The 15,903-nt window shown below is 68.1% G+C and carries 13 protein-coding genes; 8 read left to right on the forward strand and 5 right to left on the reverse strand.

Annotated features, from left to right (window positions below; translation table 11 throughout):
• Window positions 1-58 precede the first annotated feature (58 nt).
• Both GXZ33_RS10235 and GXZ33_RS10240 read right to left on the reverse strand, forming a co-directional pair.
• Window positions 59-490 (reverse strand): cytochrome c oxidase subunit 4, encoded by a 432-nt coding sequence (locus GXZ33_RS10235; RefSeq protein ID WP_291340932.1) that lies wholly within the window; start codon window positions 488-490, stop codon window positions 59-61.
• 15 nt (window positions 491-505) lie between these two features.
• Complete coding sequence (locus GXZ33_RS10240) at window positions 506-1,600, reverse strand: cytochrome c oxidase subunit II (protein WP_291340933.1); 1,095 nt, start codon at window positions 1,598-1,600, stop codon at window positions 506-508.
• Window positions 1,601-2,014: 414 nt separating this feature from the next.
• On the opposite strand from GXZ33_RS10240, the gene asnB reads away from it, so the two are divergent.
• Window positions 2,015-3,937, forward strand: a complete 1,923-nt coding sequence (asnB, locus tag GXZ33_RS10245; RefSeq protein WP_291340934.1) for an asparagine synthase (glutamine-hydrolyzing) — start codon at window positions 2,015-2,017, stop codon at window positions 3,935-3,937.
• 74 nt (window positions 3,938-4,011) lie between these two features.
• On the opposite strand, the gene GXZ33_RS10250 is transcribed toward asnB, so the two are convergent.
• Window positions 4,012-4,356: an iron-sulfur cluster assembly accessory protein gene (locus GXZ33_RS10250; protein ID WP_291340935.1), complete on the reverse strand. Its 345-nt coding sequence runs from the start codon at window positions 4,354-4,356 to the stop codon at window positions 4,012-4,014.
• Window positions 4,357-4,500: 144 nt separating this feature from the next.
• Between GXZ33_RS10250 and GXZ33_RS10255 the strand changes: the two genes are divergently transcribed.
• A complete protein-coding gene (locus tag GXZ33_RS10255) occupies window positions 4,501-5,199 on the forward strand; it encodes a DUF3043 domain-containing protein (RefSeq protein WP_291340936.1) in 699 nt (232 codons plus the stop codon).
• 16 nt (window positions 5,200-5,215) lie between these two features.
• Window positions 5,216-6,199 (forward strand): nicotinate-nucleotide--dimethylbenzimidazole phosphoribosyltransferase, encoded by a 984-nt coding sequence (locus GXZ33_RS10260; RefSeq protein WP_291340937.1) that lies wholly within the window; start codon window positions 5,216-5,218, stop codon window positions 6,197-6,199.
• On the opposite strand, the gene GXZ33_RS10265 is transcribed toward GXZ33_RS10260, so the two are convergent.
• Window positions 6,196-7,311, reverse strand: a complete 1,116-nt coding sequence (locus tag GXZ33_RS10265) for a branched-chain amino acid aminotransferase (protein ID WP_291340938.1) — start codon at window positions 7,309-7,311, stop codon at window positions 6,196-6,198. The two genes, GXZ33_RS10260 and GXZ33_RS10265, sit on opposite strands and share 4 nt — an antisense overlap.
• Before the next feature lie 81 nt (window positions 7,312-7,392).
• On the opposite strand from GXZ33_RS10265, the gene GXZ33_RS10270 reads away from it, so the two are divergent.
• Window positions 7,393-8,871: a leucyl aminopeptidase gene (locus GXZ33_RS10270; RefSeq protein WP_291340939.1), complete on the forward strand. Its 1,479-nt coding sequence runs from the start codon at window positions 7,393-7,395 to the stop codon at window positions 8,869-8,871.
• Between the two features lie 86 nt (window positions 8,872-8,957).
• On the opposite strand, the gene GXZ33_RS10275 is transcribed toward GXZ33_RS10270, so the two are convergent.
• Window positions 8,958-9,350: an oxidoreductase gene (locus tag GXZ33_RS10275; protein ID WP_291340940.1), complete on the reverse strand. Its 393-nt coding sequence runs from the start codon at window positions 9,348-9,350 to the stop codon at window positions 8,958-8,960.
• A gap of 126 nt (window positions 9,351-9,476) precedes the next feature.
• On the opposite strand from GXZ33_RS10275, the gene sucB reads away from it, so the two are divergent.
• The 4 genes from sucB to gcvH all read left to right on the forward strand — a co-directional run bounded on the left by sucB (window position 9,477) and on the right by gcvH (window position 15,900).
• Window positions 9,477-11,462, forward strand: coding sequence for a 2-oxoglutarate dehydrogenase, E2 component, dihydrolipoamide succinyltransferase (gene sucB / locus GXZ33_RS10280; RefSeq protein ID WP_291340941.1), 1,986 nt, complete (start codon window positions 9,477-9,479; stop codon window positions 11,460-11,462).
• 71 nt (window positions 11,463-11,533) lie between these two features.
• Window positions 11,534-14,380: an aminomethyl-transferring glycine dehydrogenase gene (gene gcvP / locus GXZ33_RS10285; protein WP_291340942.1), complete on the forward strand. Its 2,847-nt coding sequence runs from the start codon at window positions 11,534-11,536 to the stop codon at window positions 14,378-14,380.
• Window positions 14,380-15,483 (forward strand): glycine cleavage system aminomethyltransferase GcvT, encoded by a 1,104-nt coding sequence (gene gcvT / locus GXZ33_RS10290; RefSeq protein ID WP_291340943.1) that lies wholly within the window; start codon window positions 14,380-14,382, stop codon window positions 15,481-15,483. Before gcvP ends, gcvT begins: the two co-directional genes overlap by 1 nt.
• A gap of 18 nt (window positions 15,484-15,501) precedes the next feature.
• Window positions 15,502-15,900, forward strand: a complete 399-nt coding sequence (gcvH, locus tag GXZ33_RS10295) for a glycine cleavage system protein GcvH (protein WP_291340972.1) — start codon at window positions 15,502-15,504, stop codon at window positions 15,898-15,900.
• Window positions 15,901-15,903: the final 3 nt, after the last annotated feature.

A 15,903-nucleotide genomic window follows, 5' to 3' on the forward strand; every position in this document is an offset into this window, starting at 1 on the left:
CCCGTCCCACCGGGGCGGGTGCCTCGTTCGTGATTCGTGTGGCGTGTGCCGGGAAGGCCTAGTGCTTTTCCTTCGGCAGGCCGTACTGCATGCTGAGGTTGTATGCGCCCCAGATCAGCAGGATCGCGCCCATGGCCATGAGCCAGAAGTGCCAGAAGGCGATACCCATGCCCAGGACACCGACGGCGCCGGCCATCCATGCCGGGTAGACGGAGCCCGGGGAGAAGAAGCCGAGGATACCGGCCTTGTCCTCGACCTCAGCCTCTTCCCAGTCCTCGGGGAGGACGTCAGAGCGGGAGTCGGTGAAGTGGAGGTAGACACCGAGCATGAGAGCCAGTGCGGTGGAGAGAACCAGCGCGGTGATGCCGACCCACTCGGTGCGTCCGCCGTAGCCGTCCTCTGCGATGAAGCCGGTACCGAAGGTGTAGATCACAGCCATCACAGCCAGGAAGGCCGCGATGCCGTACATCAGTTTAGAACCAGAGTTCATTGTGACAATCCTCCGTTAGATGTTGGCGTTGTGGTCGACGTAGTTCTCGCCGTCCCAGGTCTGACGGGACGAGTTGAACGGGTGGGTGGTGGTGGCGTACGGAGCCTCACCGATCGCCGCCAGTGCCTCGGAGTTCGGGGCATCCGGGTTGTCGATGCGGTACTGCATGTACTGGGTGAAGGCCTCCGGGGAGACGACACGCAGCTCGAAGTTCATCATGGCATGGTAGGTACCGCACATCTCGGCACAGCGGCCGACGAAGGCGCCCTCTTCCTCGATGGCCTCGATCTGGAAGGCACGCTGCTGCTGGTTGGCCTCCGGGTGAGCGTAGGCGTCACGCTTGAAGAGGAACTCCGGGATCCAGAAGGAGTGGGCGACATCGCCGGAGGCGAGCTGGAACTCGACCGGGGTGTTGCTCGGGAGAACCAGGACCGGGATCTCGTCGGTGGTGCCGACGGTCTCGATCAGGTTGTAGTGGAGGTAGGAGTGGTCACCCTTGGACATGCCGTGAATCGGGTTCGGGTTCTTCACGAGCTCCGGGTCGTCGTACTTGGTCGCCTCGGCCAGGGCCGTGCGCTCCTCGTCGACACCGTTGTACTCGGAGCCGGTCGGGCTGAGGTTGGCGGCGACGTTCTGGTAGCCGAACTTCCAGTTCCACTGGAAGGCGGTCACGTCAACGGTGACCTCCGGGTTCTTGTCCAGGGCGGTGACCTTCTGCTGGGTCTGGACCGTGAAGAAGAACAGGCCCATGACGATGAAGATCGGCATGATGGTCAGGACAAGCTCCAGGGGAACGTTGTACTGCAGCTGCTTCGGGAACTCGCCCTCGCCGCGCTTCTCAGCCTTCTTGGCGTTCCAGCTGAAGACGGCGACGAGCATGAGAGCCCACATGATGATGCCGATGATCCAGGCGGTGACCCACACCCAGACCCAGAAGTTGTACATGGCGGTTGCCTCCGGGGTGATACCCGTCGGCCAACCCATGCCGATGATCCTGCCGACGCTCTCCGGCGGAGCGACGTCACAAGCGGCGAGAGCGAGGCCACCAAGTGCCATCACACCGCCGAGACCCGCCTTACGGGCGAAGCCGCGCTTCTTACGCTGTTCCACGTGTGTCTGCCTTCCTGTCCACACTAAATCCTTGAACACTGGTTTAAGCATTCCTGATACAGCAGGATAGTTCATTCACGGTGGTTATCCATGCTGTTTCCCTCCTGCCGAGATCTTCCGGATGTCACCGGTGCCCCTCGAAGTACCCCGGATGTTACAGCCCATATGGGCTTACTCACGAATGACGGCCCACCCCCTCCCGATTCCGTGTTACCCATCTCACAATCCCCAGGTCATGGGATCATCCGAAAGTATCCACCCATATATCCGTCCTTTCTACCCCCTGCCCCACCTGCGGCGGAACATCCCCGACGGCCTGCCCGGCCGCTATCTCGTGCCGGTGTCGCTTCACGACGCCCCCGGGCCGTATCGTAGGACCGAACACTTCCGTTATATAGAGGAGAACATTTCCACATGTGCGGCTTTCTTGGCATGCTCACCGCCGGCGGTGACGCAGAGGCCTTCGTTGACGCTGTGACCCGGGCCCTGCCGTGCATGCGCCACCGCGGTCCGGACGACGCAGGCACCTGGCACGACGAGGACGTCATCTTCGGCTTCAACCGTCTCTCGATCGTCGACCTGGAGCACTCGCACCAGCCGCTGGTCTGGGGACCGGAGGAGTCGCCGGAGCGCTACGCCCTCATCTTCAACGGCGAGATCTACAACTACGTGGAACTCCGCGAGGAGCTCAGCGCTGCGGGGCATGAGTTCCGCACCCGCGGGGACTCGGAGACTATCGTCGTCGGCTACCACCACTGGGGCGAGGACGTGGTCGAGCACCTGCGCGGCATGTTCGCCTTCGCCATCTGGGACACCGAGGAGAAGGTCCTGTTCGTCGGCCGCGACCAGTTCGGCATCAAGCCGCTGTACTACGCCACGACCCCGGCCGGCACCGTCTTCTCCTCCGAGAAGAAGTCCATCCTGGAGATGGCCCCGGAGCTCGGTCTCGGCCTGGACCTTGACCGTCGTGCGATCGAGCACTACGTCGACCTGCAGTACGTGCCGGAGCCGGAGTCGCTCCACTCCTCCATCCGTCGTCTCGAGTCCGGGTGCACGGCGACGCTGCGTGCCGGCGACGAGGTCGTCGCCCGCCGCTACTTCAAGCCGCGTTTCGACGTCACCCCGGTCCCCAAGGGGAAGGAGCAGGACCTCTTCGACCGGATCGCCCGAGCGCTGGAGGATTCCGTCGAGAAGCACATGCGTGCGGACGTCACCGTGGGATCCTTCCTGTCCGGCGGCATCGACTCCACCGCCATCGCCACCCTGGCGAAGCGCCACAACCCGGATCTGCTGACCTTCACCACCGGTTTCGAGCGTGAGGGCTACTCCGAGGTCGACGTGGCCGCGGAGTCGGCCGCCGCGATCGGCGTGGAGCACATCGTCAAGGTGGTCTCCCCGGAGGAGTACGCCGACGCGATCCCGAAGATCATGTGGTACCTGGATGACCCGGTGGCGGACCCGTCGCTGGTGCCGCTGTACTTCGTGGCGCAGGAGGCTCGCAAGCACGTCAAGGTCGTCCTGTCCGGTGAGGGTGCGGATGAACTTTTCGGCGGCTACACCATCTACAAGGAGCCGCTCTCGCTGGCACCCTTCGAGAAGGTTCCCACCCCGCTGCGCCGTGGCCTCGGCCGCCTCTCCCGCGTGCTTCCCGACGGCATGAAGGGCAAGTCGCTGCTCGAGCGCGGTTCCATGACCATGGAGGAGCGCTACTACGGCAACGCGCGCTCCTTCAACTTCGAGCAGCTCCAGCGCGTGCTGCCGTGGGCGAAGGAGGAGTGGGACCACAAGGAGGTCACCGCCCCGATCTACGCGCAGTCCACCCACATGGACCCGGTCGCCCGGATGCAGCACCTCGACCTGTTCACGTGGATGCGCGGCGACATCCTGGTCAAGGCCGACAAGATCAACATGGCCAACTCCCTGGAGCTGCGCGTGCCGTTCCTGGACAAGGAGGTCTTCGAGGTCGCCCAGACCATCCCGCACGACCTGAAGATCGCCGGGGGCACCACCAAGTACGCCCTGCGCAAGGCCATGGAGCAGATCGTCCCGCCGCATGTCCTGCACCGTAAGAAGCTGGGCTTCCCGGTGCCGATGCGTCACTGGCTGGCCGGCGACGAGCTCTTCGGCTGGGCCCAGGACACCATCAACGAGTCGCAGACCGACGACATCTTCGACCGGAAGGCGGTGCTGGAGATGCTCAAGGAGCACCGCGACGGCATCTCCGACCACTCCCGTCGCCTGTGGACGGTGCTGGCGTTCATGGTGTGGCACGGCATCTTCATCGAGGACCGGATCGACCCGCAGATCGAGGAGAAGGACTACCCGGTCGACATCTGACCGGAGACAGAAAAAGCGCCCGCACTCCCTCGAAGGGGGAGTGCGGGCGCTTTTCGTCCCGTGACGAATGATTCCTAGTTGAAGGAGTCGCCGCAGGCGCAGGCGCCGCCGGCGTTCGGGTTGTCGATGGTGAAGCCCTGGGACTCGATGGTGTCGGCGAAGTCGATCTTCGCACCGCTGAGGTACGGCACGCTCATCTTGTCGACGACCAGGCGCACGCCGCCGACCTCGTCGACCTTGTCGCCGTCGAGCTCGCGGTCGTCGAAGTAGAGCTGGTAACGCAGGCCTGCGCAACCGCCCGGCTGGACGGCGATGCGCAGCGCCAGATCATCGCGGCCCTCCTGATCGAGCAGAGCCTTGGCCTTGGCGGCTGCGGCATCGGTGAGGACTACGCCGGTGCTGGAGGCGGGAGCGGTCATGGTGGTGATCTCCTTGCATACATAGGTGCTTCGTTACGCGCCCACCATACTCGCCGGGGACCGGGGTGCGCGCTTACACATTCATAACGCGCGGGTGCCCACCCGTATTCCCGACTCCCCATCTGGCCTTGTAGCCTGGGACTCGTGAAACTCCCCTGGCAGAAATCCGATGAATCCTCCCCGGCCGAGCCCGCCGCCTCGCCGACCCCCGCCCCGGCCGAGCCCCAACGCCCGGCGCACCCGAAGGGCTACACCCCGCCGAAGGGGCGCCCGACCCCGAAGCGTCGTGAGGTCGAGATCGAGCGCGGCATCATCCGCGACCCCCGCGCCCCGAAGTCGGCGGCGCAGGCCAGCGCGCAGCGCAAGGAACTGAAGAAGTCCATGTCCAAGGAGGAGTGGAAGGCCCACAAGGCCCGCGAGCGCGAGGAGAACCGGAAGCGCCAGCAGGAGGTCCAGCGGGCCATGGACGACGGCGACGAGCGTTACCTGCTCCCCCGTGACCAGGGGGCGGAGCGTCGTCACGTCCGCGACTGGGTCGACTCCCGCCGTTTCGTCAACAACTGGGTCCTCCCGGTGGCGCTGGGCCTGCTGGTGACGCTGTTCATCGGCACCTTCGCCCCGGATGTCGCGAACATCATGTCGCTCATCGCGATGTTCCTCATGCTCATCTTCTTCATCGAGGGTGTGTGGGCCGGCATGGCCGCCAACCGTTCCGTCCGCGAGAAGTTCCCGGAGACCCGGGCGACGGGTCTCGGTCTGGGCTTCTACACTTACTCGCGTATGACGCAGCCGCGTAAGTGGCGTTCGCCGAAGCCGCGTGTGAACGTCGGCGACAAGGTCTAGAGCCCAGGAGGCCCCCATGCTTTTCGACGCCGCCGAGCCCCTCACCACCCCGGATCCGCAGATCCGGGACGAGGCACTCGCATCCGCCGCACTCTCCGGCACGGGACGTCTCCGTGAGCTCGGGGCGTGGGTCGCCGCCTGCCAGGGCACGTTCCCGCCCCGCCCGCTGGAGCGCTGCCGGGTGGTGGTGTTCGCGGGTGACCACGGTGTCGCCGGGCGGGGCATGTCCGTCCTCCCGCCGGAGCACTCGGTGGCCACCGCGGCGGACATCGAACGCGGCGGCGGAGCCGTCAACGTGCTCGCGCGGGCCGCGGGGGCGTCGGTACGCCTCGTGGACGTCTCCCTCGACCACGACGCCTGGGGGGAGGAGCGCGTGCGTCGCTCCACCGGCTCCATCGACGTGGAGGACGCCATGGAGGCCGAGGAGCTGGCCCGCGCCGTCGAGATCGGCCGCCGGGTGGCGGACCAGGAGATCGACGCCGGCGCTGACCTGCTCATTCCGGGTGATCTCGGGGTGGGCAACACCACCGTGGCGGCGGCCGTCCTCGGGGCGTTCACGGCCACCGAGCCCGTCGCCGTCGTCGGCCCCGGCGCCGGCATCACCGATGAGCTGTGGAAGATCAAGGTCGAGGCGATCCGCGACGCCATGTTCCGCGTCCGCGGCACCACGGGGAATCCCGAGGAGGTCCTGCGGAGGATCTCCTCCCCGGACCTGGTGGCGCTGGTGGCCTTCATCGCGCAGGCCGCGGCGCGCCGCACCCCCGTGCTTCTCGACGGCGCCCCCGTCACCGTCGCCGCCTACCTCGCCGAACGTCTCTCCCCCGGCACCGCCCCCTGGTGCCAGGCCGGGCAGCTGACCCCGGAGCCCGCGCACCTCATCGCGCTGCAGGCCCTCGAGCTCACGCCTCTCGTCGCCCTGGACATGAACGCCGGCCAGGGCACCGGCGCGCTGGCGGCGCTCCCGCTGGTGCGGGCCGCCGCCGAGCTGCTGGCCGACTAGGCGTTCTCCGCCGGGACCAGCGTGTGCACCCAGCCGTGGGTGTCCTCGTGGAGGCCGCGCTGGATGTCGGTCAGGCGCTCGCGCATGGCCATGGTGATCTCACCCGGCTGGTTGCCGTTGATCTCGAACTCACCGTGGTTGGACAGGACACGTCCGACCGGGGTGATCACGGCGGCGGTGCCGCAGGCCAGGGCCTCGGTCATCTCTCCGGAGGCGACGTCGTCGCGCCAGTCGAACTTGGAGATCTTCCGCTCCTCCGTCCGGTGGCCGAGGTCGCGGGCGACCTGCAGCAGCGAGTCGCGGGTGACGCCCGGGAGCAGGGAGCCGGAGAGCTCGGGGGTGACCACCGTGGCGTCGTCACCCGAGCCGTACACGAAGAACAGGTTCATGCCACCCATCTCCTCGATGTAGGTGTGCTCGATGGCGTCGAGCCACACCACCTGGTCGCAGCCCTTCTCCTCCGCCTGTGCCTGCGCGAGCAGGGAGGCGGCGTAGTTGCCGGCGAACTTCGCGGCACCGGTGCCACCGGGGGCGGCGCGGACGTAGTCCTCGCTCAGCCACACGGAGACCGGCTTGACGCCGCCGGTGAAGTAGGCGCCGACCGGGGAGGCGATGACGAAGAAGGTGTACCGGTTCGCCGGGCTGACACCCAGGGAGACCTCGGTGGAGATCATGAAGGGACGCAGGTAGAGGCTGGCCTCGCCGCCGGCGGCGGGGACCCAGTCACGGTCGACGTCGACAAGCAGTCGGATGGCCTCGAGGAAGTCCGCGGTCGGCAGCGGCGGCATGGCCATGCGCTCGGCGGACTTCTGCATGCGCTCGGCGTTGCGCTCCGGGCGGAAGGTGGCGATGGAGCCGTCCGGCTGACGGTAGGCCTTGATGCCCTCGAAGATCGCCTGGCCGTAGTGGAACACCGTGGTGGCGGGATCCATGGGGATCGCCTCGTACGGACGCACGCGGGCGTCGTGCCAGCCCTCGTCCTCGGTCCACTCGATGGTGACCATGTGATCGGTGAAGTTCTTGCCGAACCGCGGATTCTGCAGAATCTCCTCGCGCGCCTCATCGGACGTCGGGGTGGTCGTACGGTTCACGGTGAAATTGAGAGACGTCATGGGGAACACGCTACACCGACGACCCAGAGGTGATCTCTATAAGCTGGGTTCATCGCTTGTCAATCTCAGGAGGAACTTTTCATGGCGAACCCCACTTTCACCCTTCCCGCCCGCGGCACCACCCCCGCCGTCGAACTGGCGAAGAAGGCCCCGAAGTCGACCGACGCGCTGCTCGTGCCCGTCCTCTGCGGGGAGGACGGCCCCGAGCTGCCGGCCTCCACGCTTCTCGACGACACCGCCTCCCGCCAGGTCCTCAACTCCCTCACCGCCGTCGGGGCCACGGGCAAGGCCAACGAGATCACCCGCGTCCCCTTCGAGGACCGCTCCGTGATCGCCGTCGGCCTGGGTGATCCGGAGGAACTCACCGATGAGATCCTCCGCCGCGCCGCCGGCTGCGCCGCCCGCGCACTGAAGAAGGTCGGCACCGTCGCCACCACCCTCGGTGTCTTCGGCCTCGCCGCCGCCGTCGAGGGACTCATCCTCGGTGCGTACCACTACCGCGGCATCCGGAGTGAGGAGGAGGAGAACGGCGGCGTCGAGAAGCTCGTGTTCGTCGGCGGCGACAAGGATGAGTTCGAGACCGCCCGCATCACCGCCGAGGCCGTCGTCCTCGCCCGTGACCTGGTCAACACCCCCTCCTCCCACCTCTACCCCGAGTCCTACGCCGGACTGCTCACCGACGAGGGCAGGGCCGCGGGCCTCAAGGTCGAGGTGCTCGACGAGAAGGCCCTGACCAAGCAGGGCTTCGGCGGCATCCTCGCCGTCGGCCGCGGCTCCGAGCGCGGCCCCCGCCTGGTCCGCCTGACCTGGTCCCCGAAGAAGGCGAAGAAGACCGTCGCCATGGTCGGCAAGGGCATCACCTTCGACACCGGCGGCATCTCCCTCAAGCCGGGCGCCAACATGGAGAACATGATCTCCGACATGGGTGGCTCCGCCGCCGTCGCCGCCACCGTCATCGCCGCCGCGCAGCTCGACCTGCCCGTCCGCATCACCGCCACCCTGCCGCTCGCCGAGAACATGCCCGACGGCCGGGCCACCCGCCCCGGCGACGTGATCACCCACTACGGCGGCCAGACCTCCGAGATCATCAACACCGACGCCGAGGGCCGCATCGTCCTCGCCGACGCCCTCGCCCGCGCCTCCGAGGACAACCCGGACTACCTGCTGGAGGTCGCCACCCTGACCGGCGCACAGATGGTCGCCCTGGGCACCCGCACCACCGGCGTCATGGGCTCCGACGCCTTCCGCGACCGCGTCGCCGAGACCGGCCGGGCCGTCGGCGAGCCCGCCTGGGCCATGCCCCTCCTCGAGGAGCACGAGGAGACCATCAAGTCCCCCACCGCCGACATGCGCAACGTCGACAACACCCGCTGGGGTGGCATGGAGTACGCCGGCCTGTACCTGTCGAAGTTCATCGACGAGGGCATCGAGTGGGCCCACCTGGACATCGCCGGCCCGTCCTTCAACTCCGGCTCCGTCCACGGCTACACCCCGAAGCGCGCGACCGGCGTCCCGGTGCGCACCTTCCTGGCGCTGCTGAGCGAGATCGCCGCCGAGTAGGGGTCCGCAAGGTAGAAAGGTGTGCAACTCCGGCTTTTCAGGGGCCTGAAAAAGACGGAGTTGCACACCTTTCGCCCTCCCCGGAGTCAGTCCGGCAGTTCACCCCGCTCGAAGGCCGCCCGACGGCGCCGCTGCTCCTCCCGCTTACGCAGGATGCGCTCGTACTCGATCCGCTCCCGCATGCGCTGGGGGTACCCGGTCTCCTCCACGTCATAGACCGGGACGCCGAGCAGCTTCTGCACGGCGTCGATGCCCTTGGGGCCGCCGATACGGCGCCGGGTGAACTCCCCGTTCTCGTCGACGAGCACCACGGACATCTCGTTGACCACGGTCTCCGGCTCAACGAAGGCCTCCACGAAGGCCCGCCCCTCGCACCAGCTGCGGAGGTGGTCGGCGTCCTTCTGACGGATGGTCTCGCCGGGGGCGCGGGGTGGTCGGAGACCGGACCGGGACTTGTTGCGACCGAATAGATTGAACACGACTTACAATTGTAGGTGCACCGAAACTTCTAACGGGATACTCGGTGACACCAGGCTGATCAAACCCGGTACGCTGGGGTCATTAGCTATCGATCAACTAACGACTTTCGAGGAGTCAGAAACACTATGGCGTTCTCCGTAGAGATGCCCGAACTGGGCGAATCCGTCACCGAAGGCACCATCACCCAGTGGCTGAAGCAGGTTGGTGACCGCGTCGAGGTCGACGAGCCGCTGCTCGAGGTCTCCACCGACAAGGTCGACACCGAGATCCCGTCCCCGAAGGCCGGCGTTCTGCTGGAGATCAGGGCCGAGGAGGACGACACCGTCGACGTCGGCGAGGTGATCGCCATCATCGGTGAGGAGGGCGAGGAGTCCTCCGCGGATTCCGCCGAGGCTGAGGCTGAAGCTGAGGAGGCTCCGGCCGAGGAGCCGGAGGAAGAGAAGAAGGCCGCCCCGAAGGCCTCCGGCAAGGCCACCGACGTGGAGATGCCGGAGCTGGGCGAGTCCGTCACCGAGGGCACCATCACCCAGTGGCTGAAGTCCGTCGGCGACACCGTCGAGGTCGACGAGCCGCTCCTCGAGGTCTCCACCGACAAGGTCGACACCGAGATCCCCTCCCCGGTCGCCGGCACCATCATCGAGATCCTCGCTGACGAGGACGACACCGTCGACGTCGGCGAGGTCATCGCCCGCATCGGTGACGCCGACGCCGCCGAGGCCGATGACGAGGACGTCCCCTCCGAGGAGGCCATCGAGGAGGCCGAGTCGAAGGACGAGAACGAGACCGTCGACGAGGCAGCTCCGGCTGAGGAGGACGCCGCAGAGGGCGAGTCCACCGACGTGGAGATGCCGGAGCTGGGCGAGTCCGTCACCGAGGGCACCATCACCCAGTGGCTGAAGTCCGTCGGCGACTCCGTCGAGGTCGATGAGCCGCTGCTCGAGGTGTCCACCGACAAGGTCGACACCGAGATCCCGTCCCCGGTCGCCGGCACCCTGCTGGAGATCCTGGCGGACGAGGACGAGACCGTCGACGTCGGCGAGGTCATCGCCCGCGTCGGTTCCGGTGCCCCGAAGAAGGCCGAGAAGAAGGCTGAGCCGAAGCCGGAGCCGAAGAAGGAGCCCAAGAAGGAGGAGCCGAAGGTCGAGGAGAAGGCTGCCCCGAAGAAGGTCGACAACGCCAACGTCCCGTACGTGACCCCGCTGGTCCGTAAGCTCGCCGACAAGCACGGCGTCGACCTCACCCAGGTCGAGGGCACCGGTGTCGGTGGCCGTATCCGTAAGCAGGATGTCCTGGCCGCTGCCGAGGGTGGCACCCAGGCTGCTCCGGCGGCCGCTGAGAAGGGCGCCCGCGCGAACTGGTCCACCAAGTCCGTGGATCCGGAGAAGGCGGAGCTGATCGGCACCACCCAGAAGGTGAACCGTATCCGCGAGATCACCGCCGCGACCATGATCAACTCCCTGCAGACCACCGCGCAGCTGACGCACGTCCAGGAAGTCGACATGACCCGCATCGCGGATCTGCGTTCGGAGGCGAAGGAGGCGTTCGTCGCGAAGCATGGCGCGAACCCGACCTACCTGGTCTTCATCGTCAAGGCTGTCGCCGAGGCCCTGGTCTCCCACCCGAACGTCAACGCGTCCTACAACGCGGAGACCAAGGAGATGACCTACCACGCGGACGTGAACATCGGCATCGCCGTGGACACCCCGCAGGGTCTGCTGGTGCCGGTGATCAAGAAGGCGCAGGAGAAGTCCCTGGTCGAGATCGCCGAGGCCATCACCGACCTGGCTGAGCGTGCCCGCAACCGCAAGCTGCGTCCGGACGACCTGTCCGGTGGCACCTTCACGGTCACCAACATCGGTTCCGAGGGTGCCCTGCTGGACACCCCGGTGCTCACCCCGCCGCAGGCCGGCATCCTGGGCACCGCGGCCATCGAGAAGCGTCCGGTCGTCGTCACCGATGACGGCGTCGACTCGATCGCCATCCGCCAGATGTGCTACCTGCCGTTCACCTACGACCACCAGGTCATCGACGGTGCTGACGCCGGTCGCTTCATCACCACCATCAAGGACCGCCTGGAGACCGCGGACTTCCAGTCCGACCTCGGCCTCTAAGTTCTCCCGCTGAGAGGGACCGCCATCCGACCTTCCCGGTCGGGTGGCGGTTTTCTTCTTATACTCGGGTCATGGACCTGCATGCGATCACGGATCCCGCCTCCTACCTGGCCCGGCACTCCGGTCCGGACGCCGCGGAGGAGCAGGTGATGCTGGGGGTGCTGGGGTTCGATTCCCTCACTGAGCTTGTCGACGCCGCCCTCCCCGCCGACATCCGCCTCACGGAACCACTCCCCCGGCATGAGGCCCTCACGGAGACAGATGCGCAGGCGCGGCTGCGCGGGTACGCGGAGCGGAACACGGTGCTCCGCGCCTTCTACGGCCAGGGTTTCTCGGACACGATCACTCCCCCGGTCATCCGGCGCGGCGTGCTGGAGGCGCCGGGCTGGTACACCGCGTACACGCCCTATCAGCCGGAGATCTCGCAGGGGCGGCTGGAGGCGCTGCTCAACTTCCAGACGATGGTCTCCGAGCTCACGGGGCTGCCGGTCGCCAACGCGTCCCTCCTTGACGAGGCCTCCGCCACCGCTGAGGCCGTGGGCCTCATGTCGCGGGCGCAGCGGAAAGGGCGTCGGGTGCTTCTCGACGCCCGCCTCCACCCCCAGGTCCTCGCCGTCGCCGCGGAGCGGGCCCGGGCGATCGACCTGGAGGTCGCGGTCGAGGACCTGTCCAGTCAGCTGGTGGGTGAGGATCTGTGCGGCGTCGTCATCGCCTACCCGGGCACGGAGGGGGATGTGGCGGATCCGCGCCCGGTGATCGAGGCGGTCCATGAGCGGGGCGGCCTGGCCACGGTGGTCACCGATCCCCTGTCGCTGCTGCTGCTCGAGTCACCGGGTGCGATGGGGGCCGACATCGCGGTCGGTTCCTCGCAGCGTTTCGGTGTGCCGCTGTTCTACGGTGGCCCGCACGCCGCGTACATGGCGGTGAGTGACGCCCTCAAGCGGCAGATCCCGGGACGTCTGGTGGGTGTGTCCGTCGACGCGGAGGGCACCCCCGCCTACCGCCTGGCGCTGCAGACCCGGGAGCAGCACATCCGTCGGGAACGGGCGACGTCGAACATCTGCACCGCGCAGGCGCTGCTGGCGGTCACGGCCGGCATGTACGCCGTCCACCACGGGCCGGAGGGCCTGCGGGCCATCGCGGAGCGGGTGCACGGCCTGGCGTGTGATTTCGCAGCCTCCGTCCCGGGGGTGCGTCACCACTCCTTCTTCGACACCGTCGCCGTCGAGGTGGCGGACGCGCAGGGGGTCGTCGAGAAGCTGGCCGCGGAGGGATACCTCGTGCGCCCCATCAGCGACACCCTGGTCGGCGTGAGTTTCGGGGAGTCGGCGGATGAGGGGGACGTCGGGAAGCTCGCCGCCGCCTTCGGCGCCTCCCCGGCGCGCGGTGACGACCGCATCCCCACGGCCGTGCGGCGGCGGACCCCGACGCTGACGCACCCGGTATTCTCCACCATCCACTCCGAGACGCAGATGATGCGCTACCTGCGCACGCTCTCCGACAGGGATCTCGCGCTCGACCGCACGATGATCCCGCTGGGCTCGTGCACGATGAAGCTCAACCCCACGGCCGGCCTGGAGACGATCACGTGGCCGGAGTTCGCCGACATGCACCCCTTCGCCCCTGATGAGCAGGCCGCCGGCTGGCTGGCACTCATCGGGGACCTGGAGGACCGGCTCGCGGAGCTCACCGGCTACGCGAAGGTGTCCGTGCAGCCCAACGCGGGCTCCCAGGGGGAGCTGGCCGGGCTGCTGGCGATCCGCCGCTGGCACGTGGCCAACGGGGAGATGGAACGGGACATCTGCCTGGTCCCGGCGTCGGCGCACGGCACGAACGCGGCGTCGGCGACGCTGGCGCACCTGCGCGTCGTGGTGGTCGCCACCGCCGGGGACGGCTCCATAGACATGGCCGACCTCGACGCCAAGCTCGCCGAGCACGGCCCGCAGGTCGCCGCGATCATGATCACCTACCCCTCCACGCACGGCGTCTTCGAGGACACCGTGCGTGAGGTGTGCGACAAGGTGCACGCGGTCGGCGGGCAGGTCTACATCGACGGCGCGAACCTCAACGCCCTGACCGGGCTGGCGCTGCCGGGGCGCATCGGCGGCGACGTCTCCCACCTCAACCTGCACAAGACGTTCACCATCCCGCACGGTGGGGGCGGCCCGGGGGTGGGTCCGGTGTGCGTCGCGGAGCATCTCGTCCCCTACCTGCCGGCGGACCCCACCTCCCTCGACGGGGCCACCCCGGCGGCGGTCGGCACGGGGGTGCCGGTCTCCGCGACGCGGCACGGCTCGGCGGGGGTGCTGCCGATCTCCTGGGCGTACATCGCCATGATGGGCACCGACGGTCTGACCCGCGCGAGCGCCGGGGCGATCCTCAGCGCCAACTACGTCGCCCGTCGCCTGGAGGACGCGTTCCCGGTGCTCTACACGGGCCGGAACGGGCTGGTGGCGCACGAGTGCATCCTCGACCTGCGTGATCTGACGAAGCAGACGGGCGTCACCGCCGCGGACGTGGCCAAACGGCTCATCGACTTCGGTTTCCACGCCCCCACGCTGTCCTTCCCCGTCGCCGGTACCCTCATGGTGGAGCCGACCGAGTCCGAGGACCTCACCGAGCTCGACCGCTTCATCGAGGCGATGCTCACCATCCGCGCGGAGATCGACGAGATCAGCGCCGGCGGCATCGCCTACGAGGACTCCGTCCTCCACCACGCCCCCTTCACCGCGTGGAGTGTGTCCCGCGACGACTGGGACCACGCCTTCACCCGCGAGCAGGCGGCCTGGCCGGTCCCCGGTCTGCGCCGCACCAGGTACTTCCCGCCGGTCCGCCGCCTCGACGAGGCCTACGGTGACCGCAACCTCGTGTGCGCCTGCCCGCCGCCCGAGGCCTTCGACTTCTCCGAGGAGCACTAGTGTCTGACCTGCGTACCAGTCCCCTGCATGAGCACCACGTGGCGCTCGGTGCCTCATTCACCCCCTTCGGCCCGTGGTCCATGCCCCTGAAGTACGGCAACGAGCTCGACGAGCACCGCGCCGTCCGCTCCGCCGCCGGGCTCTTCGACCTCTCCCACATGGGGGAGATCCGTGTGCGGGGCGCGCAGGCCGGGGAGTTCCTCGACCATGCGCTGATCTCCACGTTCTCGACGCTCCCGGTGGGTAAGGCGCGCTACTCGATGCTTGTCGACGCCACCGGCGGCATCCTCGACGACCTCCTCTCCTACCGCCTCGCCGACGAGGAGTACCTGGTGGTCCCCAACGCGGCCAACACGGCGGTCGTGTGGGAGGCGTTCCGGGAGCGGGCCGCGGGCTTCGACGTGGACCTGGCCGACGAGTCCGCCGACACCGCGCTGCTGGCGGTGCAGGGCCCGCGGGCCGAGCAGATCATCGCGGACCTCGTCGCCGGGGAGGACGAGTCGGTCGTGCGCGCCATGAAGTACTACACGGCGGCCCCGTTGACGGTCGCGGGTGTGGACACGCTTCTGGCCCGCACCGGCTACACGGGGGAGGACGGCTTCGAGCTCTACGTCCCCGCCGCCGACGCCCCGGAACTGTGGGACGCGCTGCTCAACGCCGGTTCCGCCTACGACATGCTGCCCGCCGGCCTGGCGGCGCGGGACTCCCTGCGGCTGGAGGCCGGACTGCCCCTCCACGGGCAGGACCTCACCCGCGACATCACGCCCGTCGAGGCGGGCATGGCGGCGGCGTTCCGGAGGAAGGAGTCGGACTTCTTCGGCCGCGACGCCCTCGTCGACCGGGAGCCGACCAGTGCCCTCGTCGGGCTCCGCGGACTGGGACGCCGCGCCGCGCGGGAGGGGGCCACGGTCCACCTCGGTGGGGAGCAGGTCGGGGTTGTCACCTCCGGGCAGCCCTCACCGACGCTCGGGCACCCGATCGCGCTCGCCCGTCTGCGTCCCGACGTCACCGCCCCGGGCACCGCCCTGGAGGTGGACATCCGCGGGAGGCGTCACCCCTTCGAGATCGTCGAACTGCCCTTCTACCGGCGTCCCGGGCGTTAAAATCACCCCATGAAGACCATGAAGGATGAGCACTCCCTGCCCGAGAACTACTCCTACTCCGAGGACCACGAGTGGATCGACGCGATGCCCGAGGAGGCCTCCGGTGCGACCGTGAAGGTCGGCATCACCTCCGTGGCCGCCGAACGTCTCGGGGAGGTCGTCTACGCGGAGCTCCCGCAGGTCGGCGACCCGGTCACCGCCGGTGAGCCGTGCGGCGAGGTGGAGTCCACCAAGTCGGTGTCCGACCTCTACTCCCCCGTCACCGGTACCGTCACGGCGGTCAACGACGCCATCCACGACGACTACGCCGTCATCAACGCCGACCCCTTCGGCGCGGGCTGGCTCTTCGCGGTCGAGGTCAGCGGGGTCGGACCGCTCATGACGGCCGCCGAGTACGCGGAGGCCAACGGCGTGTGACCG

It is taken from the genome of Corynebacterium sp. (assembly GCF_012838985.1).
In the GTDB taxonomy this organism is placed as follows: domain Bacteria; phylum Actinomycetota; class Actinomycetes; order Mycobacteriales; family Mycobacteriaceae; genus Corynebacterium.

Bases quoted from the DNA above. Each gene is read 5' to 3' on its own strand.
- GXZ33_RS10235 (WP_291340932.1), bottom strand. From the start codon at position 490: ATGAACTCTGGTTCTAAACTGATGTACGGCATCGCGGCCTTCCTGGCT.
- asnB (WP_291340934.1), top strand. From the start codon at position 2,015: ATGTGCGGCTTTCTTGGCATGCTCACCGCCGGCGGTGACGCAGAGGCC.
- GXZ33_RS10250 (WP_291340935.1), bottom strand. From the start codon at position 4,356: ATGACCGCTCCCGCCTCCAGCACCGGCGTAGTCCTCACCGATGCCGCA.
- GXZ33_RS10260 (WP_291340937.1), top strand. From the start codon at position 5,216: ATGCTTTTCGACGCCGCCGAGCCCCTCACCACCCCGGATCCGCAGATC.
- GXZ33_RS10265 (WP_291340938.1), bottom strand. From the start codon at position 7,311: ATGACGTCTCTCAATTTCACCGTGAACCGTACGACCACCCCGACGTCC.
- GXZ33_RS10270 (WP_291340939.1), top strand. From the start codon at position 7,393: ATGGCGAACCCCACTTTCACCCTTCCCGCCCGCGGCACCACCCCCGCC.
- sucB (WP_291340941.1), top strand. From the start codon at position 9,477: ATGGCGTTCTCCGTAGAGATGCCCGAACTGGGCGAATCCGTCACCGAA.
- gcvP (WP_291340942.1), top strand. From the start codon at position 11,534: ATGGACCTGCATGCGATCACGGATCCCGCCTCCTACCTGGCCCGGCAC.
- gcvH (WP_291340972.1), top strand. From the start codon at position 15,502: ATGAAGGATGAGCACTCCCTGCCCGAGAACTACTCCTACTCCGAGGAC.